The following is a 17,876-nucleotide window of genomic DNA, read 5'->3' as shown; positions in this document are numbered from 1 at the left end:
CTCACCTGCTGCCCGAGTGGCCTCGACGGCGATCCGCGTCGACCGTTTGAAGCTAGGGGCGCAAATGCAAACACCACTTGTCGCCGTCCACGAAGCGACTGTACAGTGCAGTGCAGTCGATCGATCCAGCTTCGTAGGTCCGTCCACTCACATCCCTCGCAGTTGATCTCAAGGAGAAACGCCATGAAGGTTGGTTTCAAGGACGATTCGTTCGCGTTCGAACTCGTCCGCAATTTGGGTTTCGTGTACTACGGCGGTTCTGACATCGGTGAACTGTTCGCCACCGCGGAGAACATCACCGAAGGCGACTTCGACAGTTGGTACGAGGGCTGGCACGCCCGCGGCGAGCGCGTGCTGGGACGCGCGCAGGAGTACCTGTCCACCGGTCACCTGGTCAGCGCTCGGGAAGCCCTGCTGCGCGCGTCGAGCTACTTCCGGATGGCGGAGTTCTACCTACACGGCACCCCCGACGACCCGCGGATCATGGCCGACTCCAAGGCCTCTCAGGAGACCTACGCCAAGGCGGCCGAGTTGATGGGGCCGACCTGGGAGCCGGTCGAAATCCCCTACGAGGGAACGACGTTGCCCGGCTACTTCTACAAGGCCGACGAGTCCAACGAGCCGCGCCCCACCCTGATCTTCCACGGTGGTTTTGACTCGAGCCTCGAGGAGTTGTACTACTTCGCCGCCGCGGCCGCCGTCCGTCGGGGCTACAACTGTCTCACGTTCGACGGCCCGGGCCAGGGCATGCCGCTTCGCGAACAGAAACTGGTGTTCCGGCACGACTGGGAGAAGGTCGTCACCCCGGCCGTCGACTACCTCCTGACCCGGCCCGACGTCGACGGTGATCGGCTGGCGCTCAAGGGCATGAGCCTCGGCGGTTCTCTCGCTGCCCGCGCAGCCGCTTTCGAGCCCCGGTTCAAGGCGGTCATCCTCTACGACGGGGTCTGGAGTCTGTACGACAGCATCGTGAAGATCATGGGGAAAGAATCGGCCAAAGCCCTGGAAGACGAGAACCCCGACGCCTTCAACGAACTCGCCCAAAAGGTCATGGATGCCGACACCCAGATGCGCTGGACCTTCACTCAGGGCACGTTCAGCTTCGGCCAGAAGACGGCCTACGACTTCATGGTCGAGTGCAAGAAGATGACGCTTGACGGTGGCATCCTTGAGAGGATCCAGTCCCCCACCCTGGTGATGGAGGCCGACGGCGACCAGTTCTTCAAGGGTCAGCCGGAGGCCGTCTACGAGGCATTGACGTCGGCGCCGAAGACCTTCGTGAGCTTTAGCGAGAAGGACGGCGCCGAAAACCATTGCCAGTCGGGCGCCTTGGCCTACAAGGACGAAGTCGTCTTCAACTGGCTCGACGACACGCTAAAGGCCTAACCCCCGCGACATCTGATCCTGCGAAGGATGCATATGACGGATACAGAATCGTTGCTTGGCGGTCGACTGCCGCTGATTGACCCGGCTACGTTGACCGGCGCCCAGAAGGATCTGTACGGGACCATGCGCTCGACCCTGATCGCGTGGGCCGACAGCTACGGCGTCCGAGGAATGACCCACGACGGCAAGCTCATCGGCCCGTTCAACCCATGTCTGTACAGCACCGGCATCACCCCAGGCTTCCTGGCGTGGATGCACGCCGACTCGACACGCACCACCCTGGACAAGCAAACCCACGAAGTCGTGATCCTCACGGTCGGAGCCATCTGGAAGTCACCCTTCGAGTTGTACGCCCACTCGGCCGTGGCACGCACGGTCGGTCTTCCCGAGGCCGCCGTCGAGGGTCTCTGCCGCGGTGAAACGCCCCCCGAGTTGACTCCCGGTCAACTGCTGGCGCACGAGTTCGCACGCCAACTCACCCGCGAGTACAAGGTCGACGACGACCTGTACCGAGCGGCCGAAAAGCACTTCGGGCCAGCAACGTTGGTCGACCTCGTCTACCTGGTGGGGCTCTACCTGCTCACCTGCTCGCTGCTCAACGCCTTCCAAATTCCCAAACCCGATGTGGCCTGAGCCGTCCACAGCGAGTACGTCACTTGGACCGGCGAACGAGGCCCACCCGCTCCGGAGGTGGCCGCGAGGAAAGGACTCAAAGGATCTTTTCCCACAAACGGTAGATAGCCACGTCGAGAAGCGCTCTCTTACGGGGAAACTGGTTATACAACGTCCGTCGGGCCGCGCCAGACTGCGAAGCAATCTGATCCATGCCGGAACCTTCGTAACCATGGGCGAGGAACACCGCCCACGGAAAGGCCTCAGGAGTGATGGAGCACGGCCATCAGGTCCAAGTCAGAATGTGCAGCGGCGTGACTGCAAACTTCCCGGCTGGCGGAAGTTTCGATGTGCCAGAGACGGATTGGACGATCTCAGCGCTGAGAGACTCCTGCAATGCGTTGCGCGGATAGCACGACCGCGGCTCGGCGGCGGGCGTGCTCGGCATCGCTGTCGAGGCCGCTGATCATGCGTGCCACCTGGGGAACCGTGAACCACCACCCAGCAAGGGACAGGACGAGGAACGTCAGGTGATCGGCCTCGATGTCGCGTGTGACGGCGCCTCGGTCCTGGCCGTCGGCCACGGCCGAAACCTTCTGTGCGTAGTGCATTCGGCGCTGCGCCTCGTCGGGCACCTCCTCGTCGAAGGCCAAACTCTCCCAACGCAATAGCCGAGTCAAGAATGGGCGTTGGCGGTGGTAGTCGTAAACCCGACCCGCGTACTCACCGATGTCCTCCTCAGCGAAGGAACTGGCCGGCACCGCCTCCGCCACAGCGGCGAGTTCCTCGCTGAGGACGCGGTCGAACAGTTGGCGCTTTCCGCCGAAGTAGTTGTACACGCGTTCCTTGTTCACCCCTGCTGCGGCCGCTATGCGCTCGACGGTCGTGCCGTCGAGCCCGCCGGCGGCGAACTGTTCGACGGCGGCGCGGAGAATCCTGCGCTTGGTCCCCTGCGTGTCCCACGCCATATTTCCGTCCACTTTCGGAGTGCATGCCAGCGTCGCGTCAATTCCAACGCTCGCGTTGCGGATCGCCCCAAACCTTACTACGGTAGAACCAACGTTTGCGTTGGAGATTCTGGTGCCCGTGCCAAGAAGCGGACGTGGCCTGCAACTATCGCGCCGGCATGCTGGACGCGACGCTCATCGAAGGGAACAGCCCAGTGAACGAGTCGGCAGAGCACACCGAACCGGACGTCGCCGAGCTGTACCTCCGGCGGCAAACGTGGGTGTCAACGACCCCAGAATCCGTCTATGCGTTGGTTAGCGATGTCAGCGCGATGGGTCCCTTGAGTCCGGACGTGGTGTGGGCTCGCTTCGACGATGGCGACGGACCGTTCGTGGGCAGCTGGTTCACCGGCCACAACAGGGGATCCAAGGGTGAGTGGGAAACGAGATGCAAGATCACCACAGCCGTACCAGGTGTGATGTTTGGCTGGGCGGTCATCGTTGACGCTGCGATCATCGGCCATTGGACTTATGAGCTTGCTGCCCAGGACGAGGGCACGCTCGTTACCGAGACATGGCAAGTGCACAACTGGATACCGGTTCTGGGGGCGAGCCAAGACGAGCTGCTCGAATTGCGCTCGCACACCGCACGAAGCATGGAACGAACACTGGCGGCGCTGGCTACGTCATTCACCGCTACGTCATTCACCGCTGCACCGACTGAACGCTGAGAAGTCAGCGGCTCACAGCCGACTGCGGTGGGGCTGGTGGCTCGCACGCCGTTAAATGTCACCCGGGTGGGTTATTTCGGAGCTCTCGGCTTGTCGGGACCACGGCCGCAGTAGGGCTTGGCGGGCACCGTCGGGCGGTGGCTGCGGTATCGCCTCGGCGGTCCACGTCGAGAGGTTGATTCATCTACAGCCGTCCTCATGACGTGCCTCGACGTTCGTTGCACCTCGGTTCGTCCGGGTGTTGGCGCCGCGCGAACGAGAGTCGGCAATGCCTATTGACAAGTGGCGCAGAACACTCTTACCGTAGCCCCACTACATCAGCTCGGTTGATTTTTGTAGTGTCACGACAGGATCGTCGGTCACCCCAACGATGTGCTCGTGACGCCGTGAATCACGCCGTGACGACGAAATGGAAATAGCGTGGCGAAACCAGCTTCCAAAGGCGCCTTGGCCGTGATCCGCGCCCGCCTCAATACGCTCTCGAGTTCTGAGCGACGGGTGGCCGGCTACGTGACCTCGCATCAGGAGGATGCGGCCAAGATGTCGATGCTGCAGGTGGCCAAGGGTGCCGGTGTCAGCGATGCCACGGTGCTGAGGTTCACTCGCGCACTTGGCTACGACGGATTCAACGAATTCAAGATCGCACTGGCTGCGGAGTTGCTCATCCCGGGCGAGGAGACATTCGCAGTCCTCGACCAGCAGGACTCTTACGAGCACGTCCTCGGCAAGGTCGTGTCGACCAATGTCCAACTCCTGCAGGACACCCAGGAACTCCTCGACGCCGAGGAGCTGCGCCGAGCCGTGTCCGTCATCCGCGGCGCGCGTCGGCTCTACGTGTTCGCGGCCGGAACCTCGACTCCAGTCGCAGAGTGGGCCTATGACCGGCTGTTCCGGCTAGGGCTGCCGGCGGCCGTGCTCACCGACCCGTACCGCCAGGTAGTCCAGGCTTCGATCTGCGAGGACGACGACGTCATCATCACCATCTCGCGCTCGGGGACGCCCAGGCATCTCATCGAGGCCCTGCGGCAGGTCGCCGATGACCGCCCGGCGGTCCAGCGCATCGCGATCACCGCAGACCCACGTTCGCCGATCGCCACCCTGTCCAACGTCGTGCTGGTCGGGGCCGCGCGCGAGGTGCGTCCCGACGTTGCGAGCTCGATCGTCGCGTTGTCGACGATCGTCGACATCGTCTACACGTGCCTGGAATTGGAAGACCTGACCGGCACGGTAGCGCGCCAGCGTTCTGCCTGGGAGGCGATCGAGCCGCTGCGCGTGCCCGACAGTGAAGGCTCCCCGACCTGAGGCCCGCCCTGCTTGGCGGGTGCCATCCGTCGCTGCCCCAGCACATTTCATCCGATTGGAGAACCCCATGACCTCACCGACAAGGTCCGCGCGGCCGGAGAACGTCACGTCGGCGGAACGCGGAGGACACGCCACCGAGTACGACCTGCCCGGGTTGCCGAAATACGCGCTGCTGCCCGGTGACCCAGGCCGCGTCTCACTCATGGCCTCACAGTGGGAGAAGGAATCGGTCCAGGAGTACACGTTGCGGCGCGGCTACCGTGGTGCCATCGGCGAGTACCAAGGCGCCCGTATTTCGGCCTTCTCCACCGGCATTGGCGGTCCGAGCGCCGAAGCGGTCGTGACCAAGCTCGCCGGGGCCGGGGTGGACACGATGATTCGAGTGGGTACGACCGGCACGATTCAGGAGCACATACAGGTCGGCGATCTGATCATCAACGATGCTTGCGTGCGCATGGACGGAACGTCGAATCTCTATGTGCGCCCAGAGTTTCCGGCGGTTGCATCATTCGAGGTGACTTCCGCCCTCGTCGAGGCGGCAGAGGCGCTGGGCGTCCGCTATCACGTCGGTACCGGCTACACCGCAGGCTCGTTCTACACGGGGCAGTTCCGGCCCACGCTCGGCGGCTATCGGCCCGCGCGACTCGACGGCGACTTCGAGGACATGCGTCAGGCCGGCGTGACCAACTTCGAGATGGAGGGCGCGACGATCTTCACGCTCTCCCGGCTCTTCGGTCTGCGCGCAGGAATGTGTGCGGCGGTGGTGGCGCACCGGATCCTGGGCGAGTGGGACACGGAGGCCACGGGTGAGGCGAACGCGTGCCTGGTCGCCGCCGAGGCGGTGCGACTGCTCACGAGCTGGGACAAGGCACGGCAGAAGGCGGGACGTCGGTACTTCTCCCCGGGGGCACTGGCTGCGGCCGATGGGGATGCGCGATGACGTCCGAGATCGATGTCGACGGTGTCACGTTCCGGTACCGACGCGCGAAGACGTCGGCGTTACGTGGCCTCGATCTGCACATCCCGGCTGGGCAGTTCGTCGCCGTCGTCGGCCCGTCTCAGGCAGGCAAGTCCACGCTCTGCCTGGCGATCAATGGACTGATCCCCCAGTCGGTGCCCGGAAAACTGACAGGGGAGGTTCGCGTCGGGGGCCGGTCGACGCGGACGACCCCGATGAAGGAAATGTTCACATCGGCAGCAATCGTCTTCCAGGACTTCGAAAGTCAGCTGTTCGCCACGAGCGCGGCGTTGGACGTGGCATTCGGTCCTGAGAACCTCGGGCTGCCACACGACCAGATCGTCGAGCGCGTCACCCGCTACCTCGGTCTGGTCGGGCTCGAGGGTTTCGAGCGGCGCGAGCCGAGTTCGCTTTCCGGCGGGCAGAAACAGCGGCTCGCGCTCGCCTCGGCGCTTGCGCTCGAGTCATCGGTGCTGATCCTGGACGAGCCCACCACGGACCTCGACCCGGTCGGCAAACGGTCCGTGTTGGAGGTTGCCGAGCGCCTGCGAAACTCCGGTGAGCACACCATCGTCTGCGTCGAACACGAGATCGAGGAACTCGTCTCTGCCGACCGGGTCGTGCTGCTCGACAACGGCGATGTCGTTCTCGACGGCACACCCGCCGACGTGTTCAGCCAGGTCGATCTCATGCGTCGGCACGGGGTGATGCCGATCGGGGCATGTGATCTGTTCGCCTCACTGGGCCTGCCCGCGACGGCTCTCGGCGTCGACGACGCGGTGGCCCAGCTGACCGCGCACGGATACCGCGTCGATGCCGCGGCGTTCCAGAAAATGGTCCGCCGGGACGATGAGCGGCGCGACCACTACGGCGACGTCCTCATCGATGCCGAGCATGTCGGCTTTTCCTACGACGACGACGGGCCGAAAGTCGTCGACGACGTCAGCCTGCAGATCCGTACCGGTGAATTCGTCGCGATCCTCGGTCAGAACGGCAGCGGCAAGACCACTTTGGCCAAACAGCTCAATGGATTGCTGCGCTACACCGCGGGCAGCATCCGGGTTCGCGGCGAAGAGGCTCGTGAGGCCGGGATCCACCGGCTGAGTCGGACGATCGGGTACGTCTTTCAGGACCCGGACAGTCAGATCTTCGCCGACGACGTGTTCACCGAGGTCGCCTTCGGGCCCCGCAACCACGGGTTCTCTGACGACGAGGTCCAACGCTCAGTGGCCGCGGCACTCGACGCCGTCGGCATGGCGGGCCGGGAGAAAGACGACCCGTTCAGCCTGACCAAGGGTGAACGGCAGCGGGTCGCGGTCGCCTCGGTCCTGGCGACCCGACCCGAGGTCCTGATCCTGGACGAGCCGACAACAGGCCTCGATTACAACGAGCAGATCGGCATGATGCGACTGCTCCGCGAACTCAACGAGGCCGGCTCGACGATCGTCATCGTGACCCACACGATGTGGGTCGTCGGAGCTTATGCCCACCGAGCTGTCGTGATGAGCGATGGCCAGCTCGTGCGCGACGGATCTGTCCGGGACGTTTTCGCCTCCGAGGACGAGCTCACCGAGCTCTGCCTCATCCCTCCGCAGATCACTCGCATCGGAAATCGGCTCGGCGCAGCGCTTTTGACCGTTGAAGAGGCTTCTGCCTGTCTGACGCCGGCCAATTCCACCGAGCCCGATCTGGTCACCTACCCACCTTCCATCCAGCCCGCCCGCCACCGGGCGGAGAAATGAGTTCTCGCATCGTGAACACGACTCCCACGACCGACGACAGCACGGGTCTCCCCCTTCTCGACGGGCCGCTCTTCGAGGGGCTACCTTTCCTGGTCCACCCGGAGAACGTGGTCTGGTACGAGCCGGGCCGCGTGCATATCCTCGACCGTCGCGTCTACCCCTTCGAGACCCGATTCGTGAGCTGTGAGAGCTACGAGGAGGTCGCGGGCGCGATCACCGATATGGTCACGCAGAGTGCCGGGCCGGCGTACACGGCTGCCTACGGCATGGTGGTCGCGGCGCATTCGGTGCGCGACAAGCCGGCGGAAGTCATGCAGGAGACCTTGCAGAAGGCGGCCAGCGTACTCGGCAACGCGCGGCCCACCAACCGGAACATCTTCTATGCCGCCACCGCGCTCCTCGAGGTCGGCGAGGCCGCAATTGCAAACGGTTCCGATCTCGAGCACGCGCTACTCATGGCGGCCCGGCAGCGAATTGCTAGTGACTACGAGCTCGCGCGTGTCCGCGGCGCTCACGCGGCCGAGCTCATTCCCGACGGCGGCACCTTCCTGAGTCACTGCTGGCCCGAGACCCCGCTGGTCTACGCGGCGATGCTCGCGCGCCGGCAAGGCAAGGAGATCTCCGCCTTCTGCAGCGAGACCCGTCCCTACCTCCAGGGCGCACGGCTCACGGCCGACGCGATGATCGGGCTCGGCCTGCCGACGACTGTGCTCACCGACGGGATGCAAGCGCACGCCATGAGCCAGGGAAGAATTTCCCTGGTCCTCACCGGTGCGGACCGCGTGACGATGGCGGGCCACGTCGTCAACAAGATCGGGACGCTGCAGGCGGCGCTGTCCGCGAGACACTTCGATGTTCCGTTCTATTCCTTCACCCGCGGCCCCGACCCCACCTCGCGCACCGGCGACGACGTCGAGATCGAAGAGCGTTCCGGCGACGAAGTCCTGACCTGCCTCGGCGTGCGCACCGCAACCGCCGGCGTGGCCGGCTACTACCCCGCATTCGACGTCACGCCGCCCGAGCTCGTCACGGGCCTGATCACCAACGACGGTGTGGTCGCCCCCGCCGACCTCGAGGCAGCTTTCTCCCGGTGACTGACCAAGGACGATCATGATCAAGTACCTCTACGTGGACGGTGATTCGTTCTACCACCGCCTCGACCCCCGAGCGAAATTGCTATTCACGCTGGCACATTTCGTTGCTTGCGTAGCGCTCATCTCACAGGTGTGGCTCGTCGCCCTCTTGCTGATCGAGTCGTTGGTGATCACCCAGCTGTCCCATACCGCCCGCAACCTCCGGCGGTTTCGCCCGCTGGTCATCTCGATCTTCGTCCTCGCACTGCTGTCGTGGATCTTCCTCGGCGCAAAGATCAATCACCTGTGGGGGATCTTCTACGAGGAGAACGTCGGAATGGGGATGTCGGCCGGGATTCGCTCGGTGATCGCGGTCGTCATCTCCATTCTGTTGCTCAGTACGACGCGCAACGAGGAATTGGGTGCAGGATTGCGCCGGTTGGGGATTCCCTACGCCGGAGTTTTCGTGCTCACCAGCGCGCTGAGGATGGCACCGGTTCTCATCGGCTCCTCGCTGAGCGTCATGGAGGCACAACGTTCGCGTGGCCTCGACCTCGACAGCGGTCACGCGCTGAGCAGACTGCGCCGATCGTTGCCGCTGCTCGTTCCCGCGTTCCTGCGCACCATGCGCTCGACCGGCACGTTCTCGATGGCCATCGAAGCCAAGGGCTATGGCCACAACCCGCGCTCGCGCGGCAGCTATCTCGTGCTACGGATGCGCGCCACCGACTACGCCTGGTGTGTGGCGGCGCTTCTCATCATCGCCGGATCCATTGTGATCGGTGTTCAAGGACAGTTCGAGGCATTTAGCACTCGCTGAAAGAAAATCAACCTGCATTCGGATACGGAGACGTCATGAAAGACATCCTGACGATGTGGCGCTATCCAAAAATGGTGGCGATCACGGCACTATCGGCGGCGCTCTATGCCGCAGTTCTCATCCCCTTCAAGGGAATTCAAGTATTACCGCACATCGATATGCGCATTGCTACGGCAATGGTGCCGGCCATGGGCATCATGTTCGGTCCGGCAGGTGCCTTCGGCGCCGCTATCGGCAACCTGATCGGTGACTTCTTCGGAGGGGTCACTCTCGGGTCCGCCTTCGGAATGATCAGCAACTTCTTCTTCGCCTATGTTCCGTACAAGGTGTGGTACGCGACGCGGGGCGACAACAGTCCGCGGACCAACACCACGCGCAAACTCATGAAGTACGTTGTTGCGAGCTTGGCCGCCACGCTTGCCGAGATGTCCATTCTCTGCGCAGGTATCGGCGGGGTGACCCAGTCGCTTCCCTACACGGTCCTGCCCCCGGTCCTGCTCGTCACGAACGGCCTGGTTCCGCTCGTTTTGGGCGGCGCGCTGATCCAGCTCTTCGGGCCGAGGCTGGAGAAATGGGGGCTGCTCTTCACCCAGATCATGTCTCCCGACGATGTGCCGCGACGGCGACGGACCAACATGCTCGGGGTCGTCCTGATGGTGGCCGGTTCGGCCGCGTCGATCATCGGCGGGCTGTACATGAGCCTCATCGTTCACGAGCCGGTGGGCTTGCCCCTGCTCGCCGCCACCGGCCCCTTCCTGCTGGTCTTCCTCTTCGGGAACTTCCTCGTCGGAGTCGATCGCAAGGAATTCGAAGACGAGGACGACGACGAACTCGACGAACTCGACGAACTCGACGAAAAGATCAATCGCGTAGCGCCCCCACCGAATTCATCGCGTGCGCAACGCGGCCGACCGGAGGAGAACATTCGATTGAAGGAAGAACTGTGACACTGACCGCAACGGCAGACGACCTGATGGCCCAGTTGATCGACGCCGGCAGCACCGCCGTGCACAGCGGGCTGGTGATTGCCAGCGGTGGCAATCTCTCGGTCCGCCTGCCCGGCGATCGAATTGCGGTCACAGCGCGCGGGACGTGGCTGGACCGGCTGGACAACGGTTCGTTCAGCATCCTGGACCTGGACGGAAACGTCGTGGACGGCAATCCGCACCCCTCCAGCGAATGGAAGTTGCACCAACGCACCTACCGAGTTCGGCCGGACGTCCACTCGGTCATTCACCTGCACCCGCAGACCGCGGTCCTGCTGGACGCGCTGGGCGAACGGATCCGACTCCTGACGCTCGACCATGCACACTGGGTGCGCTCGATCGGACGGGTGCCGTACTACCCCAATGGCTCCGACGAGCTGGCCGACACGAGCGCCGAGCAGTCCCGTACCCACAACTGTGTCATCCAGGCACACCACGGCTGCTCCTGCGTCGGCGGCGATGTGGCGATGGCCCTACGCCGGGCCATGAGTCTCGAGCAGGCCGCCGCGCTCACCTACCAGGCTTTGGCGTTGGGAGACAAGCACACTGCGTTCCCACGCGAGGCGCTGGCGAGCCTCACCCACGCGTGACGACTCACTTCGATTCCGAAAGAGCGAGGGAAATGATCGATTTCGACATGCTTCGCGCGGCGGCGACCGACGCCATGCGGACCGCATATGCGCACTACTCCGGATTCCCCGTCGGTGCGGCCGCCCTGGTCGACGACGGGCGCGTGGTCACCGGCTGCAATGTGGAGGTCCAGCTGCGTGGCCTCACCATGTGCGCGGAGAACACGATGGTCGGGCAGCTCGCACTCACCGGCGGTGGCCGGCTGGTGGCCTTCACATGCGTCGACCCCGCTGGCGAGATCCTGCTCCCGTGCGGGCGCTGCCGGGAGCTGCTGAACGAGTTCGGTGGCCCAGACCTGCCGATCGAGACACCTGACGGCGTCCGGCCGCTTTCGGAACTGCTCTTCGGCGCCTGGGGGCCGGGTTCCTCCTCACGGGTGTCCGCCCGACCGGCGGGCACCGTGCTCTTCCGCCCTCAGCCGATGGTCGAGTCGGCCGAATGAGTGGGGACCGCCCCCTGATTGGAGCCCAATGGTAATCGCTGGCGATGAGCCCCGTGGCGTCATGTGGATCGGCGCGGACGAGGTCGCAGGCGGTGGTCCTGCGATCCGCTCCATGAACCCCCGCACCCGGATACCGCTGGAACCGGTCTACCGATACGGCGTGGCCGACGAGGTGAAGCGGGCCGCGTCCCTGGCCGAGAAGGCCTTTGACGAGTTCCGCGCCACCTCCGCTGAACAGCGCGCCGTGTTCTTGGAGATCATTGCCAGCGGAATCGACACCGCTGCACCAGAACTCATTGAGCGCGCGCACCTGGAGACCGCGCTGAACCACACGCGGCTCCAGGGTGAGGTCACGCGCACCAGCAACCAGCTGCGGCTGTTCGCCCAGGAGCTGCGGTCGGGTCTGTGGCAGGGCGTCCGCATCGACGGAGCTCGCCCGGACGAGACACCGCAGCGGCCAGAACTCCGGCAACGACGCGTGCCGCTCGGCCCGGTCGCCGTCTTCGGAGCCTCGAACTTCCCGTTCGCCTACTCGGTCGCAGGTGGCGACACCGCATCGGCTCTCGCTGCCGGCTGTCCGGTGGTGGTCAAGGCTCACGACGCACACCTCGGTACCTCGGAACTCGTCGCCCGGATCGTGCGTGCGGCGGTGGAGGAATGTGCGCTGCCTGAGGGCACGTTCTCCGTGCTCGTTGGCGACGGACCCGACCTGGGCATCCGCTTGGTCGTCGATCCGCGTATCCAAGCAGTCGGATTCACCGGCTCCCGGTCCGGGGGACTCGCGCTCGTCAAGGCGGCCGCCGGCCGTGACCAACCCATCCCGGTGTTCGCCGAGATGAGCAGTGTGAATCCGGTTGTCCTGCTCCCCGGGGCACTCGATGCCGGTGCCCAGGCCCTGGCCGCCGCGTTCGTCGAGTCGTTGACGCTGGGGGCAGGCCAGTACTGCACCAATCCGGGCCTGGTCCTCGGGATCGACGGCCCGGGACTGGATGCGTTCGTCGAGACCGCCGCCAGGATGGTCGCCGCGGACGGCGGAGCCGTCATGCTCAGCCCCAACATCGGCGACGCCTACCGATCGGCGTGTGAGCGGACCGCGTCGGGTGACGGCGTCACAGAGCTGGCGCGGGGCAAGTCAGCCGATGCCAACGCCTCCGCCGCGGCGCTCTACACGGTTTCCGGCGTCGACTTCGTCGCGAACCCGGGCTTGCGCTCGGAGATGTTCGGCGCCGCGTCGCTGGTGGTGCGATGCCGCGACGCCGCCGACATCGACGCGGTACTGCACAGTCTCGACGGCCAGCTCACCGCGTCCCTGCATGTCAGCATGCCGAACGACCGGGAACTCGCCGCCGCGATCTTGCCGGTGCTGGAACGGCTCGCCGGCCGCATCGTCTTCAACGGATGGCCGGTCGGCGCCGCCGTAGGGCACGGCATCGTGCACGGCGGGCCGTTTCCCGCCACCTCGGACTCCCGGACCAGTTCGGTGGGCTCACTGGCGATCGACCGGTTCCTGCGCCCGGTGGCGTACCAGAACGTCCCGTCGGAGCTGCTCCCGGACGTGCTGCGCGACGACAACACCGAACACGTCTGGCGGCGGATCGATGGACAGCTGGAGCCCCCGGCATCCGAGCCTGGCAGACCCGTCTCCTCGCACTTGGAAGTAGTCCGATGACCACGCAACTCATTCACGGCGGGACCGTGGTCTCATCGACCGGTCGCCAGCACTTGGACGTGCTGATCGACGGGGAAAGGGTGGTGGCTCTGCTGGAGCCCGGCTCGAACGCGCTGGGCGCGGACTTGGGCGCTTCGGTGGACGTGCGTATCGACGCCACCGGGATGTACGTCATCCCGGGCGGGGTGGATGGCCACACCCACATGGAGATGCCCTTCGGCGGCACGACCGCGTCGGACACGTTCGAGACCGGAACGCGGGCCGCGGCCCACGGCGGTACCACCACGATCGTCGACTTCGCGATCCAGACGCCCGGCCAGCGGGTGCAGGACACCCTGGCCGAATGGCACCGAAAGGCGGAGGGAGAGTGCGCGATTGATTATGGCTTCCACCAGATCCTCGGGGACGTCACCGACGACGCACTCAAGGCGATGGACGAACTCGTCGACGAGGGCGTCACCAGCTTCAAGCTTTTCATGGCCTACCCGGGCGTCTACTACTCCGACGACGCTCAGATCCTGCGGGCAATGCAGAAGGCTGCCGGCAACGGCGCACTGATGATGATGCACGCCGAGAACGGCATCGCGATAGACGCGCTCGCGGCCCAGCACCTCGCCCGTGGCGAGACCGACCCGATCTACCACGGCATCTCCCGGCCCTGGCAGCTCGAGGAGGAGGCGACGCACCGCGCGATCATGCTCGCCGACGTCACCGGGGCTCCGCTCTACGTGGTCCATGTGTCCGCCCGGCAGGCACTGGAGCAGATCGCCCAGGCGCGCGGCCGTGGGGCGAACGTGTTCGGGGAGACCTGCCCCCAATATCTGTACCTCTCGCTGGAGGAGCAGTTGGGCGCACCCGGGTTCGAAGGGGCGAAGTGGGTCTGCTCGACTCCGCTGCGCTCCCGGGAAGAGGGTCACCAGGACGAGCTCTGGCGGTACTTGCGCACCGGCGACGTCGCAACGATCTCGACCGACCACTGCCCCTTCTGCATGAAGGACCAGAAGGAGCTGGGCCTCGGCGACTTCTCCCGCATCCCCAATGGCATCGCCGGCGTCGAGCACCGCATCGACCTGATGTACCAGGGTGTGGTCGACGGCCGGATCAGCCTGGAGCGCTGGGTCGAGCTGTGCTGTACCGCGCCGGCGCGAATGTTCGGCATGTACCCGCACAAAGGCCTGATCACCCCCGGGGCTGACGCCGATGTCGTCATCTACGACCCTGCCGGGCGCACCTCGATCGGGCTGAACCAGACCCACCACATGAACGTCGACCATTCCGCGTGGGAAGGCTTCGAGATCCGGGGTGCGGTGCGCACCGTGCTCTCTCGCGGCCGGTGCATCGTCGACCGTGGCCGCTACCTGGGCGCCAAGAGCCACGGGCGCTACGTGCGCCGCGAGCTGTCGCAGAACCTTTTGTGAGCTCGCCCCCCGATCCTGAAGGAAAATCATGGATTTCGGCATCGTCCTGCAGTGCAACCCGCCCGCCTCGCGGGTGGTCGAGCTGACCGTGCAGGCGGAGAACCGTGGTTTCAGCCACGCCTGGACCTTCGACTCACAGGTGCTGTGGCAGGAGCCGTTCGTCATCTACAGCCAGATGCTGGCCGCCACCCGGAACATCACGATCGGCCCGATGGTGACCAACCCGCTGACCCGCGACTGGACGGTCACCGCGTCCGGGTTCGCGACCCTGAACAGCATGTTCGGCAACCGCACCGTCTGCGGCATCGGGCGGGGTGACAGCGCCGTGCGCGTCCAGTCCGGTGCTCCATCCACGCTGGCGACACTGCGGGACAGCGTCGGCGTGATCCGCGATCTGGCCAACGGACGCGTCGCCGACGTCAACGGGACCCGGTTGCAGCTGCCGTGGGCGGCCCGTTCGCGGCTCGAGGTGTGGGTCGCGGGCTACGGGCCGAAGGCGCTCGACCTCGCCGGCCGGCACGCGGACGGCTTCATCCTGCAGCTCGCCGACCCGGTGATCGCGAAGTGGGTCATCGAGCGCGTGCGCAACGCGGCAGCCGACGCCGGGCGGGACCCGTCGGACGTCACCATCTGTGTGGCCGCCCCGGCCTACGTCGGCGACGATCGTGACCACCAGCGCGACCAGTGCCGCTGGTTCGGCGGCATGGTCGGCAACCACGTAGCAGACCTGGTGGCCCGCTACGGTTCCGAAGGTGGCGTGCCCCACGAGCTGACCGACTACATCTCCGGCCGCGAGTCCTACGACTACAACCAGCACGGGCGAACGGGCAACGCGCACACCACGTTCGTGCCGGATGAGATCGTGGAGCGTTTCTGTGTGCTCGGCGACACCAGCGACCATCTGGCCAAGCTGTCCGAGCTGCGTTCGCTGGGAGTCGACCAATTCGCGTGCTACCTGCAGCACGACGGCATCGACCGAACCCTGGCCGCGTACGGCGACGCCGTGATTCCGGCGCTCGACCCGAGCCCCCAAGCGATCCTGCGCTGATCCCGTCCCCGACTACCTGGGAGTCCCGCATGACTTCATCGACCGAACGGCCCGTCATCCGGGTCCCTCGCGACCCTGCCGCCGACATCGCGCTGCTCGACGACTTCGCCGACCTGTCAACCATCGGCGCGACTCCCGCGGGCGGTGTCGAGCGGCAGGCCGCCACCGCTGAGGACGGCCGCACCCGAGAGTGGTTGCGCGCCTGGCTTTCCGCGCGCGGCTTCACGGTCGTGCAGGACCGTGTCGGCAACCTGTTCGGTCTGCTCGAACTCGTCCCGGGAGCGCCATACGTCGTCGCGGGCTCGCATCTGGACAGTCAACCGCGCGGCGGCCGCTTCGACGGCGCGTATGGCGTGCTAGCCGCCGCGCATGCCGCCGACCGGCTTCGCAGGCACTACGCTGCCAGGCCGGGCCGGCCGCGCCACAACGTGGCCGTCGTCAACTGGTTCAACGAGGAGGGCTCGCGGTTCAAGCCGTCCATGATGGGCAGTGGCGTGTTCGTCGGAACCCTTCCGCTGGAGCGGGCATTGGCCACCACGGACTCCAGCGGGGTATCCGTCGAGGACGCTCTCCGCGCGATCGACGGACTCGGCGAAGACGACGTCTTCGGCGAGGACGCGCGCAGGGTCGGAGCATACGCCGAGGTGCACATCGAGCAGGGCCGGGAACTCGACAAAGCGGGAATCGGGATCGGGCTCGTCGACTCGACGTGGGCCGCGAACAAATATGAGATCGCTGTGCTGGGCAGCCAGGGGCACACCGGTGCGACCGCGATGGCCGATCGGCAGGACGCGCTCTACGGCGCGGCACTCGCGGTGGTCGCGGTCCGGGAGCTCGCCGGGCGCTACGGCGAGGACCTCCACACCTCGTGTGGGCAGCTGACCGTGTACCCCAACTCTCCGGTGGTCGTGGCCCGTGAGGTGCACATGCACCTCGATCTGCGCTCCCCTTCGGACGAGCTGCTCGCCGAGGCGGATGAGCTGCTGCGCAGGCGATTCGCCGAAATCGAGGTACAGGCGGACGTCAAGGTCGAACCCACCTTCGCGCACAGCTGGCAGGGACATACCTACCACCCAGAGGGCGTCGAACTGGCTCGCGCGGTCTGCGAGGACCTCGAGTTGGCCAGCATGACGGTGCGCACCCGGGCGGGGCACGACTCGACCAACATGAAGGACCTCGTGCCCACGGTGATGCTCTTCATCCCCAGCGTGGACGGGATTTCGCATGCCGAGTCCGAGCTCACCAACGACGAGGACATGTGCCGGGGCGCGGATGTCCTCACGGAGACGTTGGCACGCATGGTGGAGGGCGCGTTCGACTCCTGAGAGCGGAACCCGCTAGCTCGCACCGCGCCCGATCGCGAAGCCGTTTTCCCCGTTCATCAAACCCCAAGTGAGGCAACTAAATGTCTGAGCAGGAGCTCACGTCCGCGGTCGATGCGAGCCGAACTTCGTATGGCGACGAGGGGTTCAGCCGGTTCCTGCGCCGCGCGTTCCTCGCCTCCCGCGGCTTCGACGACGTAGACCTCGACCGGCCCGTCGTCGGCATCGCGGTGACCACTTCGGACTACAACACCTGTCACCGCGACATGCCGGCCCTGGTGGACGCCGTGCGACGAGGCGTCCTCGAAGCGGGCGGGCTGCCCTTGGAGTTCCCGACGATCTCGCTCGGCGAGATCCTCACCTCCCCGACCACCATGTTGTTCCGCAACCTGATGGCAATGGACACCGAGGAAATGATCCGGGCGCTGCCGATGGACGCGGCCATCCTGCTCGGCGGCTGCGACAAGACCGTGCCCGCGCAACTGATGGCCGCCGCGTCATCGGACAAGCCGGTGCTACTCGAGGTCGTAGGCCCGATGATGACGGGCAGCTGGCGTGGCGAGCGCCTCGGCGCGTGCACCGACTGCCGCCGGCTGTGGGCGAGCCACCGGGGCGGTGTCCTCGACACCGCAGCAATCACCGAGGCCCGCAGCGAGCTGGTGACCACCGCAGGCACCTGTGCGGTGATGGGGACCGCGTCGACGATGGCGTGCCTGACCGAAACCATGGGGATGATGCTGCCGAGCGGCGCCACCCCCGGCGCATCTACCGGCGCCCGGTTGCGACACGG

At 65.6% G+C, this 17,876-nt stretch carries 18 protein-coding genes; 16 read left to right on the top strand and 2 right to left on the bottom strand.

Annotated features, from left to right (window positions below; genetic code table 11):
- The first annotated feature begins 183 nt into the window (after positions 1-183).
- Positions 184-1,386, top strand: coding sequence for an alpha/beta hydrolase family protein (locus ABW137_RS00900; protein ID WP_526395925.1), 1,203 nt, complete (start codon positions 184-186; stop codon positions 1,384-1,386).
- 33 nt (positions 1,387-1,419) lie between these two features.
- Positions 1,420-2,019: a carboxymuconolactone decarboxylase family protein gene (locus tag ABW137_RS00895; protein ID WP_526395923.1), complete on the top strand. Its 600-nt coding sequence runs from the start codon at positions 1,420-1,422 to the stop codon at positions 2,017-2,019.
- Positions 2,020-2,095: 76 nt separating this feature from the next.
- On the opposite strand, the gene ABW137_RS00890 is transcribed toward ABW137_RS00895, so the two are convergent.
- Positions 2,096-2,245, bottom strand: coding sequence for a TetR/AcrR family transcriptional regulator (locus ABW137_RS00890; RefSeq protein ID WP_526395921.1), 150 nt, complete (start codon positions 2,243-2,245; stop codon positions 2,096-2,098).
- A 127-nt stretch (positions 2,246-2,372) separates the two neighbouring features.
- The gene (locus tag ABW137_RS00885; RefSeq protein WP_526395919.1) at positions 2,373-2,978 is read right to left on the bottom strand and encodes a TetR/AcrR family transcriptional regulator; all 606 of its coding nucleotides are present in this window, start codon (positions 2,976-2,978) and stop codon (positions 2,373-2,375) included.
- A 122-nt stretch (positions 2,979-3,100) separates the two neighbouring features.
- Here ABW137_RS00885 and ABW137_RS00880 point away from each other — a divergent pair, with 122 nt between their 5' ends.
- From ABW137_RS00880 to ABW137_RS00815, 14 genes are all read left to right on the top strand, one after another.
- A complete protein-coding gene (locus ABW137_RS00880) occupies positions 3,101-3,676 on the top strand; it encodes an SRPBCC family protein (RefSeq protein WP_526395917.1) in 576 nt (191 codons plus the stop codon).
- A 420-nt stretch (positions 3,677-4,096) separates the two neighbouring features.
- Entirely contained in the window at positions 4,097-4,978 is an 882-nt protein-coding gene (locus tag ABW137_RS00875; RefSeq protein ID WP_526395915.1) for a MurR/RpiR family transcriptional regulator, read from the top strand.
- A gap of 67 nt (positions 4,979-5,045) precedes the next feature.
- Positions 5,046-5,918, top strand: a complete 873-nt coding sequence (locus ABW137_RS00870) for a nucleoside phosphorylase (RefSeq protein WP_526395913.1) — start codon at positions 5,046-5,048, stop codon at positions 5,916-5,918.
- Complete coding sequence (locus tag ABW137_RS00865) at positions 5,915-7,678, top strand: ABC transporter ATP-binding protein (RefSeq protein WP_526395911.1); 1,764 nt, start codon at positions 5,915-5,917, stop codon at positions 7,676-7,678. Before ABW137_RS00870 ends, ABW137_RS00865 begins: the two co-directional genes overlap by 4 nt.
- Complete coding sequence (locus ABW137_RS00860) at positions 7,675-8,772, top strand: s-methyl-5-thioribose-1-phosphate isomerase (protein WP_526395909.1); 1,098 nt, start codon at positions 7,675-7,677, stop codon at positions 8,770-8,772. The genes ABW137_RS00865 and ABW137_RS00860 overlap by 4 nt, the downstream gene beginning before the upstream one ends.
- 16 nt (positions 8,773-8,788) lie before the next feature.
- A complete protein-coding gene (locus ABW137_RS00855; protein ID WP_526395907.1) occupies positions 8,789-9,571 on the top strand; it encodes an energy-coupling factor transporter transmembrane component T family protein in 783 nt (260 codons plus the stop codon).
- 35 nt (positions 9,572-9,606) lie between these two features.
- Positions 9,607-10,518 (top strand): QueT transporter family protein, encoded by a 912-nt coding sequence (locus tag ABW137_RS00850; protein ID WP_526395905.1) that lies wholly within the window; start codon positions 9,607-9,609, stop codon positions 10,516-10,518.
- Entirely contained in the window at positions 10,515-11,147 is a 633-nt protein-coding gene (locus ABW137_RS00845) for a class II aldolase/adducin family protein (RefSeq protein ID WP_526395903.1), read from the top strand. Before ABW137_RS00850 ends, ABW137_RS00845 begins: the two co-directional genes overlap by 4 nt.
- A 32-nt stretch (positions 11,148-11,179) precedes the next feature.
- Positions 11,180-11,629 (top strand): cytidine deaminase, encoded by a 450-nt coding sequence (locus ABW137_RS00840; RefSeq protein ID WP_526395901.1) that lies wholly within the window; start codon positions 11,180-11,182, stop codon positions 11,627-11,629.
- 28 nt (positions 11,630-11,657) lie between these two features.
- On the top strand, positions 11,658-13,298 hold the full coding sequence (locus ABW137_RS00835) for an aldehyde dehydrogenase (NADP(+)) (protein ID WP_526395899.1): 1,641 nt from the start codon (positions 11,658-11,660) through the stop codon (positions 13,296-13,298).
- Positions 13,295-14,716 (top strand): dihydropyrimidinase, encoded by a 1,422-nt coding sequence (gene hydA, locus ABW137_RS00830; protein WP_526395897.1) that lies wholly within the window; start codon positions 13,295-13,297, stop codon positions 14,714-14,716. Before ABW137_RS00835 ends, hydA begins: the two co-directional genes overlap by 4 nt.
- A 28-nt stretch (positions 14,717-14,744) precedes the next feature.
- A complete protein-coding gene (locus ABW137_RS00825; RefSeq protein ID WP_526395895.1) occupies positions 14,745-15,764 on the top strand; it encodes a TIGR03842 family LLM class F420-dependent oxidoreductase in 1,020 nt (339 codons plus the stop codon).
- 29 nt (positions 15,765-15,793) lie between these two features.
- Positions 15,794-17,089, top strand: a complete 1,296-nt coding sequence (locus tag ABW137_RS00820) for a M20 family metallo-hydrolase (RefSeq protein WP_526395893.1) — start codon at positions 15,794-15,796, stop codon at positions 17,087-17,089.
- An 80-nt stretch (positions 17,090-17,169) separates the two neighbouring features.
- A partial coding sequence (locus tag ABW137_RS00815; RefSeq protein ID WP_526395891.1) for a dihydroxy-acid dehydratase domain-containing protein occupies positions 17,170-17,876 on the top strand: 707 nt, incomplete at its 3' end.

It is taken from the genome of Mycobacterium sp., assembly GCF_040509115.1.
Taxonomy (GTDB): Bacteria; Actinomycetota; Actinomycetes; order Mycobacteriales; family Mycobacteriaceae; genus Mycobacterium.
This window is presented reverse-complemented; position numbering and strand designations above follow the sequence as displayed.

Coding starts and splice junctions, on each gene's coding strand:
- ABW137_RS00855 (WP_526395907.1), top strand. CDS start 8,789: ATGATCAAGTACCTCTACGTGGACGGTGATTCGTTCTACCACCGCCTC.
- ABW137_RS00835 (WP_526395899.1), top strand. CDS start 11,658: ATGGTAATCGCTGGCGATGAGCCCCGTGGCGTCATGTGGATCGGCGCG.
- ABW137_RS00820 (WP_526395893.1), top strand. CDS start 15,794: ATGACTTCATCGACCGAACGGCCCGTCATCCGGGTCCCTCGCGACCCT.
- ABW137_RS00840 (WP_526395901.1), top strand. CDS start 11,180: ATGATCGATTTCGACATGCTTCGCGCGGCGGCGACCGACGCCATGCGG.
- ABW137_RS00870 (WP_526395913.1), top strand. CDS start 5,046: ATGACCTCACCGACAAGGTCCGCGCGGCCGGAGAACGTCACGTCGGCG.
- ABW137_RS00860 (WP_526395909.1), top strand. CDS start 7,675: ATGAGTTCTCGCATCGTGAACACGACTCCCACGACCGACGACAGCACG.
- hydA (WP_526395897.1), top strand. CDS start 13,295: ATGACCACGCAACTCATTCACGGCGGGACCGTGGTCTCATCGACCGGT.
- ABW137_RS00850 (WP_526395905.1), top strand. CDS start 9,607: ATGAAAGACATCCTGACGATGTGGCGCTATCCAAAAATGGTGGCGATC.
- ABW137_RS00895 (WP_526395923.1), top strand. CDS start 1,420: ATGACGGATACAGAATCGTTGCTTGGCGGTCGACTGCCGCTGATTGAC.
- ABW137_RS00825 (WP_526395895.1), top strand. CDS start 14,745: ATGGATTTCGGCATCGTCCTGCAGTGCAACCCGCCCGCCTCGCGGGTG.
- ABW137_RS00900 (WP_526395925.1), top strand. CDS start 184: ATGAAGGTTGGTTTCAAGGACGATTCGTTCGCGTTCGAACTCGTCCGC.
- ABW137_RS00865 (WP_526395911.1), top strand. CDS start 5,915: ATGACGTCCGAGATCGATGTCGACGGTGTCACGTTCCGGTACCGACGC.